This window comes from Burkholderia sp. NLJ2 (assembly GCF_049487195.1).
Classification (GTDB): Bacteria; Pseudomonadota; Gammaproteobacteria; order Burkholderiales; family Burkholderiaceae; genus Burkholderia; species Burkholderia pyrrocinia.
In genome coordinates this window covers 1,487,880-1,504,807 of record NZ_CP137808.1, presented here as the reverse complement: position 1 = coordinate 1,504,807, position 16,928 = coordinate 1,487,880, and the positions used below count along the sequence as shown (strand labels likewise).

Below are 16,928 nucleotides of genomic sequence, written 5' to 3'. Positions count from 1 at the left end.
AAAAAAATAGCGAAACCGGGCCGGCGAACGCACGCGAGATCAATACCCCCGACGGGTTAACACGCCGGCGGGATGGGAAAACCGGCGGTTCGGCGCATACTCGGGCGTTCCGACATCCACCGTTGCGGGGCCGGCCGCGCCGGTCCCGCCCACCGAAATCGCCCATGAAACTGAAGCTCGACATCGTCCAGCTCGCCGGCCGCGACGGCGACACGCACTACAACCTGCAGCGCACGCTCGACGCGATCGCGACCTGCGCGCCCGGCACCGACATCGTGATGTTTCCGGAAGCGCAGCTCACCGGCTTCCTCGATCCGTCGAATCTCGCCGAGGTCGCCGAGCCGCTCGACGGCCCGAGCATCGGCGCGGTGATCGCGGCCGCGCGTGCGCGAGACGTCGCCGTCGTGGTCGGGCTGATCGAGAACGACGGCGGCCGCGTCTACAACACGACCGTGTTCGTCACGCCGGACGGCATCGCGCTGCGCTACCGCAAGACGCATCTGTGGGTGAGCGAGCACGGTGTCGTGCTGCCCGGCGATCGCTACACGACGGTCGAATGGCGCGGCGTGCGGATCGGCCTGCTGATCTGCTACGACAGCGAATTCCCGGAAACCGGCCGCGCGCTCGCCGCGCTCGGCGCGCAATTGATCCTCATCACCGACGGCAACATGGAACCGTACCGTTACGTCCACCGCACGTCGGCGTCGGCACGCGCGATGGAAAACCAGGTGTTCGCGGTGGTCGCCAACCGCGTCGGCGACAGCGCGCACGACGTCGTGTTCGCGGGCGGCAGCCTCGCGGTCGATCCGTTCGGCAACGTGATCTTCGAAGCCGGCAGCACCGAATCGCGTCACGCGGTCGAACTCGATTTCGACCAGCTCGCCGCGTCGCGCGCGGTCTACGACTATCGACAGGACCAGCGCCTGCCCATCGCCGGCGAGCGCATCGAGCACGCGGACGGGCGTCGCGAGCTGCTGATTCCGTGACCTGATGCCCGCACCCCGGCGGCGGCGGCCATCACGCCGGGTCGGGCACGTCGATCGCCAGCAGCGCCGAACTGACCGACTTGCCGTGCGCATCGAGCGCGAGCGAGCGCGTCACGCCGCCGCCGAGCGCATCGCGCAGCACGAAGTTGAACGCGCCCAGCGCCGGCAATTCGTAACGCACGACGTCGCCGTGCACGATGCCCGCGAGCCACGCCTTCACCTTGTCGGCATCCAGATGCGTGCGCAGATGGTCGTAATGACGCGGATCGCGGCAGATGACCGACACGTTCAGCGTATTGCCCTTGTCGCCGGTGCGCGCATGCGCGAGTTCACGCAGTTGCATCATGCCTCCACGAATGAAAACGACGGCGTCACCACCGCGCGCGGCAGCAGCACCGACTGCACGGCGATCACCTCGCGCGTCGACTTGAACGCACCGCCGCCGCCGGCCGGCCCGTTCGTATAGAGCGTCTCGACTTCATTGCCGATCCGCGCCGCTTCATTGGCGCTCGCGGCGCGGCCGGCCACCCGCACACGCACTTCGGCCGGCTCGCCGCGCACGGCCGGCGTCGCGTCGCCATACAGCGAATCGACGCCGATCAGGTCGAAGCGCAATTCGGTCGCGGCGACGCCGGTCAGCGCCAGCCGCTCGCGGACGATGTCGAGGGCGAGACGCGCGCGTTCGAACGCGCCCGGGCCGCCGTACGAGATCTGGCCTTCGCCGATGTAGCCGTCGATGTACGCCACCGACACCTTCAGCGTATCGGGCCGCGCGGTGCCGCGCCCACCCGTCACGCGCACGCGATCCGTCGCCTCCTCGGCAACCGCGATACCCGTGAAATCCGCGACGACGTCCGGCTGCAGATACCGCGCCGGATCGTGAATCTCGTACAGCAGTTGTTCCTTGCAGGTCGCCGCGCTCACGCGGCCGCCAGCATGTGCCACCTTCGTGATGACGACCGAGCCGTCGGCCGCGACTTCGCCGATCGGGAACCCGAGCCGCGCGAGATCCGGCACGTCCTTGTAGCCGGGATCGGCGAAATAGCCGCCCGTCACCTGCCCCGCGCATTCGAGCAGATGGCCGACGACGGTCGCCTGCCCGAGCGTGTCCCAGTCGTCCATCCGCCAGCCGAACGCGTGGATCAGCGGCGCGGCGAACAGCGACGGATCGGCGACACGCCCGGTCAGCACGACGTCCGCGCCGGCCGCGAGCGCGTCGACAATCGGCGCGGCGCCGAGGTATGCGTTCGCGGACACGATGCGGTCGCGATACGCGGCGACTTCGTCGCCCGATTCCTCGAAACGGAACGTGCCGCGCAGCACGACGTCGAGCACGTCGTCGCCTTCGACCGCCGCGACCTTCAGCCCCGCGATGCCGAGCGATTGCGCGATCCGAGCCGTACGCTGCGCGGCCGCACGCGGGTTCGCCGCGCCCATGTTCGACACGATGCGCACGCCCTTCGGTACGGCAACCGGCAGCACGGCGCGCATCCGCGCGTCGAGCAGCGGATCGTAGCCGAGCGCCGGGTCCTTGCGGCGCGCCTGCTGCGCGATGGCGATCGTGCGCTCGGCCAGGCATTCGAAGACGAGATAGTCGAGCTGCCCGTGTTCGGCCAGTTCGACCGCGGGCTCGATCCGGTCGCCCGAGTAGCCGGCGCCCGCGCCGATGCGCACGCGCCGTTCAGGTTGCTTTGCTGTCATGTCCGTACCGTCGTCCGGCGGGTTTCGCCGCCGGGAAAAATCAAAAGATGCCCAGCACGACGCACGCGATCGTCATCACGATCGAGGCGCCGAACAGCAGCGGGAACGTGAATTTCTGATGCTCGGCCAGCTCGATGCCGCACAGGCCGACGACGAGGAACGTCGCGGGCGTCAGCGGGCTGACCGGAAACCCGGTCGTCATCTGGCCGAGCAACGCAGCCTGCCCGACCTGCACGGCCGGCACGCCGAGCTGGCCGGCCACCTCCGCGATCACCGGCAGCACGCCGAAGTAAAACGAATCGGGATCGAACAGCATGCTGAGCGGCATCGACGCGAAACCGAGCACCACCGGAATGTGGCCGGCCATCGACGGTGGCACGAAGCCGACCGCGGCCTGCGCCATCGCCTTCAGCATCCCGCTGCCCTGCATGATCCCCGTGAACACGCCGGCCGCGAGCAGGATGCCGGCCATCATCAGCGCCGCGCGCGCATGCGCGTCGACGCGCTTCCGCTGCATGTCGACGTCCGGGTAATTCACCATCAGCGCAATGCACAGCCCGACCATGAACATGATCGCGGGCGGGATCTTCTCGCCCATCACGACCATCGTGCCGAGCACGACGAGCGTCAGCACGAGGTTGAACCAGAACAGGTGCGGGCGGCGCAGCGCCTGCTCGTCGGGCGTCAGTTCGCGCGTCGGCAGCGGGATCGACGCATCGTGGCGCGACAGGCCGAGCCGCTTCTCCTCGCGACGCCCGAGCCAGTACGCGACGCCGAACACGAACACGAGCCCGATCGCCTGGACCGGAATCAGCGGGTTGAACAGCGCCGACACCGGCAGGTGCAGCGACGCCGACGCGCGGATCATCGGCCCCGTCCATGGCAGGAAGTTGATGCCGGCGGCCATCGACACGGCCGCGGCCAGCACGCGCCGGTCCATTTTCAGCCGGTCGTACAGCGGCAGCACGGCCGGAATCGTCACGAGAAAACAGACGGCGCCGGAGCCGTCGAGATGGATCAGCAGCGCGAGCAGCGTCGTGCCCATCACGATGCGCGTCGGCCGCGTGCCGACCGCGCGCAGGATGCGGTCGATGATCGGGTCGAGCGTGCCGGCGTCGGTGATCGTCCCGAAATACAGGATCGCGAACACGAACATCCCGACGACGGGCGCGAGGCCCTTCAGTCCGTCGATGACGAACTTGCTGGTGTGCAGCCCGAAGCCGCCGATCAGCGACGCCGCGATCGGCACGACGATCAACGCGACGAGCGGCGACATCCGCTTCGACAGAATCGCGGCCAGCAGCACGACGATCGTGCCAAGCCCGAGTAACGGCAGCATCCGTGTCTCCTACCTTGTCTTTTGTTGGAGACGAGCGTAAGGTCGGCGCAGCGATAGCACAATTGAAATGAATTGATCGCAGCAATCACGAATCGTTATGGATCTGAATCTTCGCGACATCCGCGCGTTCGTCACCGTCGCGCACGCCGGCAACTTCACGCGCGCGGCCGCGCGGCTGCACCTGTCGCAGCCGGCGCTGACCGTGCAGATCCGCCGGCTCGAGGAAATCGTCGGCGCGCGGCTGTTCGACCGCAACAGCCGCAGCGTCGCGCTCACGCAGACCGGGCGCGAGCTGCTGCCGCTGCTGCAGCGCTCGCTCGACGACATGGAGCGCGTGCTGCGCGATGCGCGCGCGCTCGGCGAAGGCACGAGCGGTACGGTGCGGCTCGCATGCCTGCCGACGTTCGCATCCAGCGTGCTGCCGGAGCTGATCCAGTCGTTCCGGCGCGACGTGCCGCGCGCGGGCTTCGAGATCCGCGACGGCGTCGCGAGCCTCGTCACCGCACTCGTGCGCAACGAGGAAGCCGATCTTGGATTGACGGGCGGCGACACGTTCGATGCGTCGCTGGAAGTGTTGTACGCAGGCGCCGACCGGCTCGTCGTCGTGTGCCCGAAAGATCATCCGCTCGCGCGCAAGCGCCGCGTGAGCACCGCCGACGTCGCCAGCGTGCCGCTCGTGCTGACCGCGCAGGGCACGAGCGTGCGCAGCGTCGTCGATGCCGCGCTGGAGGCGGCCGGCTGCACGCCCGACATCGCATGCGAGCCGACCTACATGATGACGGCCGTCGCGATGGTGCGCGGCGGCCTCGGCGTGACGATCCTGCCCGCGACCGCGCGCGAGGTGCGCGCCGAGCCCGAGCTGGTCGCGAAGCCGATCGACGATCCCGCGTTCGTGCGACCGATCGCGCTCGTCACGAAGCGCGGGCGCACGCTGCCGCGCGTCGCGCAGGCATTCGCCGAAGCAATGCTGGCGGAATTGAAAAAGCGCGCGTGAGCCGCGCGCCCGGATCGGGAAAGAAGGCCCGCTCTATGCTTATTGCGCGTCCGGATCGACGTGCAGCGATTCGCCGATCGCATAGAAATTGCCGCCCGCAATGTAATGCAGGCTGCGCAGCGCGGGATCGGCCGATTCGAAATACCAGTGGCCGTCGCGGAACACGCGCGTGTCGGACCACGCATCGACCACTTCACCGATGAACAGATCGTAGGTCTGCTGATTGTGCGGCTCGGGAATCAGCTTGCACGCGAGCCAGCCCGAACAGCCGGCGACGAACGGCAGATCATGGCCGTCGACGTCGAACAGCGTGACGCCCGCTTCGCGCAGCTTGTCCGGCCGCTCGGCGAGACTGTGGCTGCCGACCGCGTGCGTGAGTTGCAGCTGCGCGGCCGTCGGCACCTGGATCACGAACGTGCCGCTGCGCTCGACGAGCTCGCGCGTCTTCGCGGACTTGTCGAGCACGACGGTCAGCTTCGGCGGCAGGAAGTCCAGCGCGCACGCCCACGCGGCGGCCATCACGTTGTCGACGCCGTCGTGGCGGGCCGACACGAGCACGGTCGGGCCGTGATTGAGGAGTCGGTAGGCTTTCTTCAGCTCCACTGGAGCGATATGACTGTCCATACGGGTTCCTTGGAGAACGTCGCGCACGGACGGATGCCGTGCGGCGCGGCGCAGGCCGACGCGCCTGCGCGCGGCCCGGCCGGAGGCCGCATTCTCGCACCCATTTTCAATCGGCGCAGACTCGCCGGATCCGTCACTTCGCGAACAGTTGCCCGATGTCGCGGAACGCCTTGAACTCGAGCGCGTTGCCGCACGGATCGAACAGGAACATCGTCGCCTGTTCGCCGACCTGCCCCTTGAACCGCACGTATGGTTCGATCGCGAAGGTCACGCCGAACGATTTCAACCGCTCGGCCAGCGCTTCCCAGCTCGCCCAGTCGAGCACGATCCCGAAATGCGGCACCGGCACGTCGTGACCGTCGACGGCATTCGTATGCGCGCCTTCCTGCGATGCAGTCTTCGGGTGCTCGTGAATCACGAGCTGGTGCCCGTAGAAGTCGAAGTCGACCCATTGCGCGCTCGAACGCCCCTCTTCCAGCCCGAACACGCGGCCGTAGAAATCGCGCGCGGCCGGCAGGTCGTAGACGGGAATCGCCAGATGAAACGGGGAAAGACTCATGGTTGCCTCGTGAAGGAACGCTCGCGTGGCGCGAGAATCGCATCATGGTAGACAACGCCGAGCAAAAATTAAATCAATATTCCCGGCATCACCGCTTTCTTCCGGTATATCAGTCGCAATTTGTCTTACCCTCGGATTACGTGCCACGCGGGTCCCCAGCGCGCGCCGGCTACAGCGATGTCCGTTTTGCTCAGCGTCCAATGCTAATTTATTGACACGGTAAGACTAATGCCTACGGCACGCCGCCGTCATCCTCGCTGCCTAGCGGCGCGGAGGGGGACCTGTTGGCAACGTTACGGGTCGTGGCCGAGCCGAGCACAAGAATGACGCCGTCGTGGCAGATACGAAATGCCACGTTGCGGCCTTCGATCGATAGACCGTGACCATTGCGCAGATGCAGGTAGCCGAATACGCCATTCCCCACCAAATGCACGGTATGCGAGATCGTGTCGTGAACCTGTACGACCTCGTGACGTACGACCTGGCTCAGATCGTCGATTTGCACACGGCGGATCGCCGGGACGTTACCACTCATATTGCCCGACTCCGAGACGAGCACCTGCTCGCCATGGGGACCTTCGAACACGTAGCTGCCGTCCGGAAAATCCATGCGCTTGTAGCCGAAGATATCGGTGTCCGGTGAACCCGAGGCCCCGGACGACGGCTTACCAGCCGATGACTGATCGTCGCCCTTCATCGCTACTCCTTGCCTACGCCATCGCGAGGCGAAATCCATCTTCCGTAGACATCGATGGCAGCCGCCGATCGCGACTGCTCTCGCCAGCGGCAGTCACTCCACCAACCATCCGGTCTCGCCCTCGACCAGGATGCCACCATGGCTGGTGGTATCACCCTGGCGCGCCGCCGGCCGACCTTCGATCTCCGTGCCGGGCGAACCGGTTTGAATCTCCGCGCCGCAACTGATGCGGTCGCCGACGCGCGCGATCGCTCGGCCGTTGATGGCGGCAAGCTCAGCGCCGCTGACGACGGTGCCGTCGCCATGGATGGGACAGCTGTGTCGATGACCGACGAGTACGATGGGTCGCATATCAAACTCCTTGGGTTTAGGATAACGATGCTTGACTCATGGGTAAGCGCATTGATGCCCGCACTACCCGCTTCATTCACCAATTATCGGTACGGTAAAGCCTTGTGTTGCAGTGGTTGCAGATGAAGATGCGGCACGGATCATCACCTCCCTTAAGGCCCCAGTTCCTGATACTCATCGACTGACAGACGGCACACTGAATGCCGCGTGGCGTCCTGCACTGCGGGTACTTCTGCAGATACTGCGCCAGCGTCAGGGTGCGTTCGGCGACGCGGCTGCCCTCGGTAACATGGTCGCGTATCCTTCCGTATAGCCATCGCAGGAACAGAAAGGCCAACGCTAAAAATCCGAGATTGGTGACGAGTAGTTTCAGAAATTCCATGGCGTTCTCTCTTCGGGCATCCGCTACTTGGGTCTCGCTGCTGGGGAACGCCCACCGTCGTGCCGGCACCGCTCCCTACGACGAGCAGATAACCTTCTAAAACGCATCGCGGGCTCAATCCTCCGGCGCTTCCATCCGGTTTGGCGTGCCCTACTCAAGGTGCCGTCCTCGACTCGTGGTCCATGTCTGCTGGCCACTTCACTTTCGGCGCCAGTCGCAGCGCAAGGTTGTACTCGGGCACGTCGTTCAGGTCGCGCGGCGATTCAATGGGCGGCAGTGCCGAGGGGCCTTGCTGCATGTAGGTGCAGATGTAAGCCCAGGCAAACTCGTTGGGACCCATGGTGCTCAGGGGGAAACGGTCGATAACCTTGTTGGTGCCCGGTTCGACGATGGACAGCACCACACCCCACTTGATAATGACGGCGCCTTGCGCAGTGGCGCCGCGCTTCTTCCAACCTTCGGCACGGACCTGCGACCAGTCGTAGGCGACCGGAACGACCCGCCAGCGTTCGAAGGGGTTCCACCAGCGGTACGTGAAGTTGTAGGCGTAGATGCGCTGGCGCGCCCGGTTGAAGCGGATGGGTTCACTACGTGGAGGGGATATATCGAGCCGCATTCCCATCGCAGCCATCCATAAACAAATCGCGAAGACCAGCAATTTGATAAGCATCCACGAGTAACGACCCGCTTCCCAGCTGTCAAAAACGAGGGACGGTGCATAGATAAGCAAGATAACCGAGGGCAAGCTGACCAGCGCAAGAACTCCCCGGACGGCAAAGACATTCCTAGGAATTTCCAGGTAGACATCATCTTGATGACTAGGCGCCTGATGCCCCATGGTCGCCTCCACGTTCGGTGACGCGTAGGGACCCGGCAAATCCAGTTGCCATCCAGAACAAGGGGGATTGAGCTGCGCTTGTTTCAAGGTGCCGTCCTCGACTCGTGGTCCATGTCTGCTGGCCACTTCACTTTCGGCGCCAGTCGCAGCGCGAGGTTGTACTCGGGCACGTCGTTCAGGTCGCGCGGCGATTCAATGGGCGGCAGTGCCGAGGGGCCTTGCTGCATGTAGGTGCAGATGTAAGCCCAGGCAAACTCGTTGGGACCCATGGTGCTCAGGGGGAAACGGTCGATGACCTTGTTGGTGCCCGGTTCGACGATGGATAGCACCACACCCCACTTGATAATGACGGCGCCTTGCGCTGTGGCGCCGCGCTTCTTCCAACCTTCGGCACGGACTTGCGACCAGTCGTAGGCGACCGGGACGACCCGCCAGCGCTCGAAGGGGTTCCACCAGCGATACGTGAAGTTGTAGGCGTAGATGCGCTGGCGCACCCGGTTGAAGCGGATGGGTTCACTACGCGGGGGGGATATATCGAGCCGCCATGCGATTACGACCATCCATACGCTAATCGCAATAGCTAGCGATGCAAGTAACATCAACGGGTATTCACCCACTTCCCAAGCTTCCACCACGAGTGTTCGTGACCAGATCAACCAGATGATCGATGGCAAGCTGACCAGCAAAAGAATTCCGCGGATGGTGAACGCGTTCCTTGGTATTTCTAAATAGACATCATCTTGATAACTGGGCTCCTGATGCCCCATGGTCGCCTCCACGTTCGGCGGCGCGTAGGGACCAGGCAGATCCAGTTGCCATCCAGAACAAGGGGGATGAAGTTGCGGTGCGGTCAACGGGAACCTCCCTTCTTCGAACGATCCATTTTGTCTTCCTTGGCTATCAGCCGGGCATAGCCGTTCTCATCGCTCTTGTCTGGCCAGTACGAGACGTTTAACTCTACGGCATGAATGCTGTGGTTACCCATGTCACGCGAACATCGAGAAACAGCTCAGGTCGGCGGAAAATTTTTTCGCAGCGCTCACGAACGGGCCGGCACGACCGTCGCCCAGTAGCGCGTCAGGTAGTCGACGTCGATCGGCAGTGTCGCCTTCAGCGTGTCGAGCACGCGCGCGGGATCGTCGAGCGGATAGGTGCCCGACACGCGCAGGCCGGCCACGGCCGCATCGCAGCGCAGGCTGCCGCGGCGATAGCGGTCGAGTTCGGCGACGAGGTCGGCCAGCCGCATGCGCGACGCGACGAGCATGCCGTCCGTCCACGCGGACGCATACGCATCGAGCGGTGCCGGCTCGCCGATTGCATCTCTCGTGAAATCAGCGCCCTCTCCCGCCGCGATCACGCGCGTGCCGGCCGTCGCGTCGACCGGCTGCACGCGCACCGCGCCGGCGAACACCTCGATGCGCGTCGCGCCGTCGCGCTGCCGTACCGCGAAGCGCGTGCCGAGCGGCTGCAGCTTGCCCTGCGCGGTCGCGACGACGAGCGGCCGTACGGGCACGCGATCGTCGTGGCCGCTCGTCACCATGATCGTGCCGCGCAGCAGGCGCAGGTGACGCGCGGTGTCGTCGAAGCGCACGTCGAGCGCCGTATCGGTATCAAGCACGACGACCGTGCGATCAGCGAGCGTCACCGTGCGCCGCTCGCCGACCGCCGTTCGCAGATCGGCCGGCCAGATCGCCGCGCGCCGCGCCGGCTCGGCCATCCATGCGGCGCCGCCCGCGAACAGCAGCACGGCCAGCGCCTTCACGGCCGCGCGGCGGCGGCCCGCACGCGGCGGCAGCAGCGCCGCGTGCGCGGCCTGCGTATCGAGCCCGGCCGCGAGCCGGCCGAACCTGCGCTGCATCGTTTCGATATGACGCCATGCCGCGTCGTGCACCGGATCCTCGGCTCGCCAGCGCGCGAGCGCGGCGTCGAATGCGTCGTCGGTGCGGCCGGCCTGCCGGTCGACCCACCATTCGACTGCGCGACGCGCGACGTGCGGCGGCACCGCCGGCGCTCCCGGGGCGGCCATCGGTCAGGCCGCCATCGCGAAGAAGCACTGCGTGCCGGCCTTCACGAGATAGCGCTTCACCGTCGCGAGCGACACGCCGAGTTCGCGCGCGATCTCGGCCTGCGTGAGGCCATCGAGCTGCGCGAGCAGGAACGCGCGCTTCGCAGCGAGCGGCAGGCCGTCGAGCAGCCGGTCGATTTCGAGCAGCGTCTCGAGCACGACCGCCCGCTCTTCCGGCGACGGCGCATACGCTTCCGGACGCTGCGCGAGCACGTCGAGATAGGCGCGCTCGATCTGCTCGCGCCGCCAGTGGTTGCTCAGCACGCGCTGCGCGACCGTCGTCAGGAACGCGCGCGGCTCGTCGGCGCCGATCGGCTCGTCGCGCACGAGCAGGCGCATGAACGTGTCGTGCGCCAGGTCGGCCGCGCGGTGCGCGCAACCGAGCTTCCGGCTCAGCCAGCCGCGCAACCACGCGTGATGGCCGGCATAGAGGGCGTCGATTTCTCGATGGAGAGACAGCTTGTCAGCGGACATGGCCGGGTTCCGGGGTGGGCAGGCGGCGGCAATTTTGTAAATGAGAATGATTATTATATACAAATGCGGACAGGCAGCTACCGGAGAGAAGCACGGGCCCAATCGGACATGGAAAACCACACGCGATACACCGCGCGGCGCGCGCGTAACAAGACGGCCATTTTTACCGGTCGAACTTCATCGCGACCCGCGATCCGACGCGATAAAAATGCGCGACGAGCGCATGGGCAAATGCAAAGGAAAGTTTGACGCGAGCCATTTGTCTGCTCGCTATGGCACACTTCGCGTCTCGCGTAATTTCCTTGCACCGGGCGGCCGGATTCCGCCCCATCCTGCCATGCCGTGTCAGACAACCCGTTCGATCAGCCGCGAAACGCTGAAGGTCGCCTCGACGATTGCGATGTCGTGCGTGCTGCACGGCGTCGCGCGCGCCGATTGCCTCGACGACGCGGCCGCGTTCCAGCACGTGAGCGTCAGCCTGATGCGCGGTATCGCGCAGGTCGAATCGGGGATGAATCCGAACGCCGTCAATAAGAATACGAACGGCACGTTCGACATCGGCCTGATGCAGATCAACAGCACGTGGCTGCCGACGCTCGCGCGCGAAGGCATCACGCAGCAGAGCCTGTTCGATCCGTGCACGAACGCGTATGTCGGCGCGTGGATCCTGTCGCAGAACATCCGCCAGCTCGGTCCCAACTGGAACGCGATCGGCGCGTACAACTCCGCGTCGCCCGACAAGCGCCTCGCGTATGCGCGCAAGGTCTATGATGCAATCCGGACCATGCCGGATTCGCCGGATACTCCCATGCCCATCCTTCCACCGTCCTTTACGCCGCCGCAACAGCAACAGGCGTACAACCCGTTCGCGAGCCTGAGCGTCGCGGCGCCGCAGGTCACGCGCCCGCGCACGGTATCGCCGGCCGCGCCGCCGCCGCAGGGCGGCCCCGCCGGCCCGGCCGGTACGTACAACTTCGGATGGTCGGTCACGGGCGCGGACCAGGCGAAGCCGACCCAGGTCTTCGACGACGGTGCGCGGATCTACGTGCAGTTCAGCGACATGAAGCACATGCCGGCGATCTTCACCGAAACGTCGTCGGGCCGCGTGCTGATGTCGTGGGAGCTGCAGTTTCCGTATGCCGTTCTGACGCGTCCCGCGCAAACGTTAATCTTTCAGCTCGGGCCGTTCGAGGCGCGCGCGCAGCGTGGCGCGGCCGGCGACGCGGGCATGACCGCGCAGACGGGTACGGCTACGCAGCGGCCGGGTGCGGCAACGGCGGCTGCTTCGAATTCGAAGAAGCCCGCCGATGCCGCAGCGACTACGGCGGCCAATCCGGCGACGAAACGCACGGCCTCGGCCGATGCGCTCTGGTATCTGAACACGCCGTCGACGTCGGGGTCGGCGGCGGCATCGCCATCGACATCGAATATTCCCGCCACGCTGCCGACGGCCGTGACGTCGAACACGCCGCCGGCCGCACCGGCTCAGGCACCGGCTACCGCCGCTCAGCCTTCGCGCGTCAGCACCGATGCGCTGTGGTACATCTCGAAATAACGCGCACTCGATCGCACGCGTGTCGCGGCGATCATTTCTCGCGGGTCGGCGGCAGTTCGGGTGCGTTCATGTCGTCCACCCACTGCAGTTCGGCCGTGCCGTTCTTCCGGAAATACACGCGCAGATAACGCGACGTCGACGATTCCGGCTGCGGAATCGTCACGTCGATCGTCCGGTGCTCCGCCGGGACGCCACGCTGGATGTCGGCCAGCGGTTGCGCGAACACCCATGACAGTTTCACCGTCTGCTTCGGCCTGACCTTGCAGCCGCATGCGAACCCGCCGCCACCGCCAAATGCCTCGCCCGCATCCCGCGCCGAAGGATTGCCGAAGCATCCCGACTTGTGTTCGTTGTCGAGCCAGAACTCGTGGAGCTTGCGGTCGTACTCGTTATATCCGGTGATGCACACCGCACGCGATTGTGTCGATGCTTCGCCGTCATGCCGCCCGCATCCGACGAGCACGCCCAGTATCGCCAACGCCAAAGCGTATGCACCGGCCTTGAGTGTCATCGATACCCTCTCGCCAACGCGGCAATGCCGGGCACCGCATGCACATCAACGACACTCGCTTGCGCATTCGCGCGCGTCAATCCGGCGCAATCCATCACCCGCGCCGCACCCAGATCACCTTCCCGTCGCGAATGCCGAGATTGCGGCGCTCCTGCCGGTAATCCATCGTGCCCGGCAACGCCTTGCCGTCGCGCTCGAGCACACGCCACAGGCAGCCGTCGAGTTGCGCGGCCGCATCGGCCTCGGTCTTGCCGACCAGCGCATCGTCCTGCCCCGCGTCCGCCTTGCATGCCTGCGACGCGCCCGCCTGCCCGCCATTCGCCGGCGTGCTGCCCGCGCTCGTGATTGTCGTGTTCATGTCCGCACATCCCGCAAACGTTGCGCCCGCAACCAGCGCCATCATCATCGCGATCGTCTTCTTCATCGATTTCTCCCTTTCGCGCCCGGCGGAGCAGATGCGGCGTTCCTCGCCGACCGGGCGTTGCATGCATGAGCGGTTCCGCGCGTCGCCAGCCGTTTCCCGAGGATGCCGGCCAGCGAATCGCGGCCTCGCGCGCCCCGTCCGCGCCGATTCGGCGTACCGGAGTCGCGGGCCCGGCCCAACGCCGGAGCCGCCTGCATGTTACCGCACGCGATCAGCCGCTACGGCGCGGCACCGACGCATCGCGCGGTGCGCGCGGATCGATCGCACCGGCCCATGCACGCCAACGCAACGCGGCATTCGGGATCGATGTCGGCGGCCCGTTCAGAACGTGTAGGTCACGCCCGCCATGCCGAAGTAGTTGCTGCGCGACTGGACGATCGGGCTGTCGCCGTAGCGGCCGAGCAGCCGCGTCACGCCGCCAGTCGCGAGCACCGACCAGTGCTGCGACAGGTTCCAGTTCCACGCGACCGCCATCGACGCGCTGTCGATCCCGCCGCTGGTCGAATACGGCCGGAACCGGCTCGTCATCGACTGTGCGTCGGTCACACCGTAGAACGTCTGCGTATAGCGTCCCGAACCCGCGTGAACGGTGCCCGTCACGACGATCTCGTGCTGCGCGGTCTTGAACACGGGCACCGCGAGATCCATGTGCCCCGACACGCCGCGCGACGTGTGTGTCACGGGTGTATCGATCGTGACGCTCAGTTCGGCCGCATTGAAGAGCGTCACGCCCGCGCGCACGCCGACCAGCACCGAGCCCGGGATCCGGCCCATGCCCTTCAGGTAGTCGGAACCCGGCAGGTCGAAACGGTTCTCGTCCGTGCGGCCCGCATCGTAGCTCACCGCCGCCGACACGAACACGCCGTGCGGCAGATCCAGCCGGTAGCCGGCGCCCTGCGTAGCGTCGATGAAGAAGCCGTTGCCGAACGTGGCGGAAAACGACGGCGCGACGACGCCGCGATACTGGTTGCTGCCCTGGTAGCGCGGCGCAACACCGCCGCCGAGCGAGATCGAGTACTGGTTTTCCGCGTGAGCGGCGGCGGCGAGGGTCAGGCCGGCGAGCGGCATGCAATAGCGGTAGCGGCGGAGTATTGGGCGCACAATATTGAGATAGGAGTGACGGAGCCCGCAGTCTAGGTGCCGCCCTGCGCCGAGACTGTCCTGAATCTGCGTCGAATCTGTGCGCAATTGTGTTCGATTGTTCGAGATTGTCGTACCGCCGCCCGGGCCGCCGGTACGCCGGATAGAATTCGCGTGCCGCGCCGCATCCCGGCTTGCCGGGGTACGAGATCGCGCGCGCATCCTGAGGAGCCCATGAACGACAATCCGCTCAAATACCGTGTACTGCTGATCGAGGACGACGACCGCCTCGCGCAGCTCGTCCGCGAATACCTCGACGGTTATGAATTCGCGGTGACGGTCGTGCGGCGCGGCGACCTCGCCGTCGCGGCGGTACGCGAGCACCAGCCGGCCCTCGTGATACTCGACCTGATGCTGCCGAACCTCGACGGCATGGAAGTCTGCCGGCGCATCCGTGCGTTCACCAACCTCCCCGTGCTGATCCTGACCGCGCGCGCGGACGTCTACGACCAGGTCGCCGGCCTCGAGACGGGCGCCGACGACTACGTGACGAAGCCGATCGAGCCGCGCGTGCTCGTCGCACGCGCTCGCGCGCTGCTGCGCCGCGTGCAGCCGGCCGCCGCGGAAGCGCCGGTTGCCGCACCCGAAGCGCTCGTGTTCGGCGAACTGTCGATCTCGCCGCCGAACCGCACCGTCACGTGGCGCGGCGAGCCGGTCGACCTGAAGACCGCCGAATTCAACCTGCTGCTGATCCTCGCGCGCGCGGCCGGCACCGTGCTGAGCCGCGACGACATCCTGAAGCAGTTGCGCGGAATCGAGTTCGACGGGCTCGACCGCTCGGTCGATTCCGGCATCTCGAAGCTGCGCCGCCGCTTCGAGGATGCTTCATCGGAGCCGCACAAGATCAAGACGATCTGGGGCCGCGGCTACCTGTTCAGCCCTTCCGCGTGGGACGAATAAATGCTGCGTCCGTTGATCAGGCTGTACCTCGTCGTGATCCTGTTCGTCGCCGCGTCGATCGTGTTCATCCAGCTGTCGTTCGACCGGATCTTCTACGAGCGCGGCGCGCAGGCGCAGCGCGACTCGTTGACGACCTACTCGTTCGTGCTCAACGACTACCTCGAACGCCATCCGGGCGGGCAGCGCCTGCTCGCGCTGCGCGAGCTCGCGAAACACGGCAATGAAGGGTTCGGATTCATGTCGATGGCCGACGCCCGTGCGCAATTGAGCGGCGCGCCGCTGCGCGATCTCGATGCCGGCAGGATCGCGATCAGCTACAACGGCAAGGATTACTACATGCCGCTCGCGGACGGCTCGGTGCTGCACGCGCGTCCCATCGAAGCCTCCGATCTCGACATCAAGATCTATGCGTACCTGCTGCTCGCGCTCGCCACGCTGTTCGCGGTGGTGCTGTGGATTCACTATCACTGGCGCGACCTGCGCAAGCTGCAGGAGGCCGCACGCGCATTCGGCGCCGGCACGCTGTCGACGCGCGTGAAGCTGTCGGGCAAGTCGAACATCGACGAGCTGTCGCAGCAGTTCAACGACATGGCCGAACGCATCGAGGCGTCGATCAAGCAGCAGCGCGAAATGATGCACGGCATCTCGCATGAACTGAAGACGCCGCTCGCGCGGCTCGAATTCGGGCTCGCGCTGCTCGCCGAACCCGATGAGACGGAACGGATGCGCGAACGCCGCGACGCGCTGCGGCGCGACGTGCGCGAACTCGACGAGCTCGTCACCGAGCTGCTGACGATCGGCCGGCTCGAACAGGGCGCGAGCCAGCTCGCGCCGATGGAGGTCGTCGTCGATGCGCTGATCGACAGCGTCGCCGGCAACGTCGCGAACGACCTCGCCGATCTCGGGATTGCACTCGACGTGTCGACGCTCGATGCGCCCGCGACCCACGTATGCGATCCGAAGCTCGTCGCCCGCGCACTGCTGAACCTGATCCGCAACGGCGCGCGCTACGCGCAGCGCAAGGTGCTGCTGGCCGCTGCCGGCGACGGGTCCGGCGCGCTCGTGCTGAGCGTCGACGACGACGGCCCCGGCATTCCGGCCGCCGAGCGCGCCCGCGTGTTCGAACCGTTCCAGCGGCTCGACTCCAGCCGCGACCGGCAGACCGGCGGCTTCGGGCTCGGGCTCGCGATCGTGCGGCGCGTTGCGCTGGTGCATGGCGGCGAAGTGCGGCTCGAGGATTCGCCGCTTGGCGGCGCACGCTTCGTGATCACCCTGCCCGCGCGAACCCTGCCGGACAGCTTCCTCGACGCGGCGGGAGACCTCGCCCACGCCGACGCGCCCGGCGACAGCACGAGCACGGCCACACCGCCGCGCTGAAGCGCACGACG

The 16,928-nt window shown here is 66.2% G+C and carries 20 protein-coding genes; 5 read left to right on the top strand and 15 right to left on the bottom strand.

Annotated features, from left to right (window positions below; translation table 11 throughout):
• The first annotated feature begins 164 nt into the window (after nt 1-164).
• Entirely contained in the window at nt 165-986 is an 822-nt protein-coding gene (locus tag R9B84_RS06965) for a carbon-nitrogen hydrolase family protein (RefSeq protein WP_423759725.1), read from the top strand.
• Between the two features lie 31 nt (nt 987-1,017).
• Here the strand turns inward: R9B84_RS06965 and R9B84_RS06960 are convergent, their stop codons facing one another.
• From R9B84_RS06960 to R9B84_RS06950, 3 genes are read right to left on the bottom strand one after another with little or no spacing between them, the layout of a single operon-like run.
• Nucleotides 1,018-1,329, bottom strand: a complete 312-nt coding sequence (locus R9B84_RS06960) for an AtuA-related protein (protein ID WP_423759724.1) — start codon at nt 1,327-1,329, stop codon at nt 1,018-1,020.
• The gene (locus R9B84_RS06955) at nt 1,329-2,687 is read right to left on the bottom strand and encodes an acyclic terpene utilization AtuA family protein (RefSeq protein ID WP_423759723.1); all 1,359 of its coding nucleotides are present in this window, start codon (nt 2,685-2,687) and stop codon (nt 1,329-1,331) included. The genes R9B84_RS06960 and R9B84_RS06955 overlap by 1 nt, the downstream gene beginning before the upstream one ends.
• A gap of 40 nt (nt 2,688-2,727) precedes the next feature.
• Nucleotides 2,728-4,026 carry a CitMHS family transporter gene (locus R9B84_RS06950; protein ID WP_423759722.1) on the bottom strand — a complete coding sequence of 433 codons (1,299 nt, stop codon included), beginning with the start codon at nt 4,024-4,026 and terminating at the stop codon, nt 2,728-2,730.
• A 97-nt stretch (nt 4,027-4,123) separates the two neighbouring features.
• Between R9B84_RS06950 and R9B84_RS06945 the strand changes: the two genes are divergently transcribed.
• Nucleotides 4,124-5,020 (top strand): LysR family transcriptional regulator, encoded by an 897-nt coding sequence (locus tag R9B84_RS06945; RefSeq protein WP_423759721.1) that lies wholly within the window; start codon nt 4,124-4,126, stop codon nt 5,018-5,020.
• A 39-nt stretch (nt 5,021-5,059) separates the two neighbouring features.
• Here the strand turns inward: R9B84_RS06945 and R9B84_RS06940 are convergent, their stop codons facing one another.
• The 9 genes from R9B84_RS06940 to R9B84_RS06900 all read right to left on the bottom strand — a co-directional run bounded on the left by R9B84_RS06940 (nt 5,060) and on the right by R9B84_RS06900 (nt 11,010).
• Nucleotides 5,060-5,644, bottom strand: coding sequence for a flavin reductase family protein (locus R9B84_RS06940; RefSeq protein WP_423759720.1), 585 nt, complete (start codon nt 5,642-5,644; stop codon nt 5,060-5,062).
• Nucleotides 5,645-5,777: 133 nt separating this feature from the next.
• Nucleotides 5,778-6,203 carry a VOC family protein gene (locus R9B84_RS06935; RefSeq protein WP_423759719.1) on the bottom strand — a complete coding sequence of 142 codons (426 nt, stop codon included), beginning with the start codon at nt 6,201-6,203 and terminating at the stop codon, nt 5,778-5,780.
• Nucleotides 6,204-6,435: 232 nt separating this feature from the next.
• A complete protein-coding gene (locus R9B84_RS06930) occupies nt 6,436-6,900 on the bottom strand; it encodes a hypothetical protein (RefSeq protein ID WP_423759718.1) in 465 nt (154 codons plus the stop codon).
• A 93-nt stretch (nt 6,901-6,993) separates the two neighbouring features.
• On the bottom strand, nt 6,994-7,251 hold the full coding sequence (locus tag R9B84_RS06925) for a PAAR domain-containing protein (RefSeq protein WP_423759717.1): 258 nt from the start codon (nt 7,249-7,251) through the stop codon (nt 6,994-6,996).
• Nucleotides 7,252-7,327: 76 nt separating this feature from the next.
• Nucleotides 7,328-7,633: a hypothetical protein gene (locus R9B84_RS06920; protein WP_423759716.1), complete on the bottom strand. Its 306-nt coding sequence runs from the start codon at nt 7,631-7,633 to the stop codon at nt 7,328-7,330.
• Between the two features lie 154 nt (nt 7,634-7,787).
• Entirely contained in the window at nt 7,788-8,558 is a 771-nt protein-coding gene (locus R9B84_RS06915; RefSeq protein ID WP_423759715.1) for a DUF6708 domain-containing protein, read from the bottom strand.
• Nucleotides 8,555-9,325: a DUF6708 domain-containing protein gene (locus R9B84_RS06910; RefSeq protein WP_423759714.1), complete on the bottom strand. Its 771-nt coding sequence runs from the start codon at nt 9,323-9,325 to the stop codon at nt 8,555-8,557. The genes R9B84_RS06915 and R9B84_RS06910 overlap by 4 nt, the downstream gene beginning before the upstream one ends.
• Before the next feature lie 185 nt (nt 9,326-9,510).
• Nucleotides 9,511-10,497, bottom strand: coding sequence for a FecR domain-containing protein (locus R9B84_RS06905; RefSeq protein WP_423759713.1), 987 nt, complete (start codon nt 10,495-10,497; stop codon nt 9,511-9,513).
• A gap of 3 nt (nt 10,498-10,500) precedes the next feature.
• Nucleotides 10,501-11,010, bottom strand: coding sequence for a sigma-70 family RNA polymerase sigma factor (locus R9B84_RS06900; RefSeq protein ID WP_423759712.1), 510 nt, complete (start codon nt 11,008-11,010; stop codon nt 10,501-10,503).
• A gap of 337 nt (nt 11,011-11,347) precedes the next feature.
• On the opposite strand from R9B84_RS06900, the gene R9B84_RS06895 reads away from it, so the two are divergent.
• Complete coding sequence (locus R9B84_RS06895; RefSeq protein WP_423759711.1) at nt 11,348-12,565, top strand: transglycosylase SLT domain-containing protein; 1,218 nt, start codon at nt 11,348-11,350, stop codon at nt 12,563-12,565.
• Nucleotides 12,566-12,596: 31 nt separating this feature from the next.
• Here the strand turns inward: R9B84_RS06895 and R9B84_RS06890 are convergent, their stop codons facing one another.
• The 3 genes from R9B84_RS06890 to R9B84_RS06880 form a co-directional block, all read right to left on the bottom strand.
• Nucleotides 12,597-13,076, bottom strand: a complete 480-nt coding sequence (locus R9B84_RS06890) for a hypothetical protein (protein ID WP_423759710.1) — start codon at nt 13,074-13,076, stop codon at nt 12,597-12,599.
• Nucleotides 13,077-13,170: 94 nt separating this feature from the next.
• Complete coding sequence (locus tag R9B84_RS06885; protein WP_423759709.1) at nt 13,171-13,500, bottom strand: hypothetical protein; 330 nt, start codon at nt 13,498-13,500, stop codon at nt 13,171-13,173.
• Nucleotides 13,501-13,821: 321 nt separating this feature from the next.
• Nucleotides 13,822-14,568: a MipA/OmpV family protein gene (locus tag R9B84_RS06880; protein ID WP_423759708.1), complete on the bottom strand. Its 747-nt coding sequence runs from the start codon at nt 14,566-14,568 to the stop codon at nt 13,822-13,824.
• A 246-nt stretch (nt 14,569-14,814) separates the two neighbouring features.
• Between R9B84_RS06880 and R9B84_RS06875 the strand changes: the two genes are divergently transcribed.
• Nucleotides 14,815-15,540, top strand: a complete 726-nt coding sequence (locus tag R9B84_RS06875) for a response regulator (RefSeq protein WP_423759707.1) — start codon at nt 14,815-14,817, stop codon at nt 15,538-15,540.
• Complete coding sequence (locus tag R9B84_RS06870) at nt 15,541-16,917, top strand: ATP-binding protein (RefSeq protein ID WP_423759706.1); 1,377 nt, start codon at nt 15,541-15,543, stop codon at nt 16,915-16,917.
• The last annotated feature ends 11 nt before the right edge of the window (nt 16,918-16,928 follow it).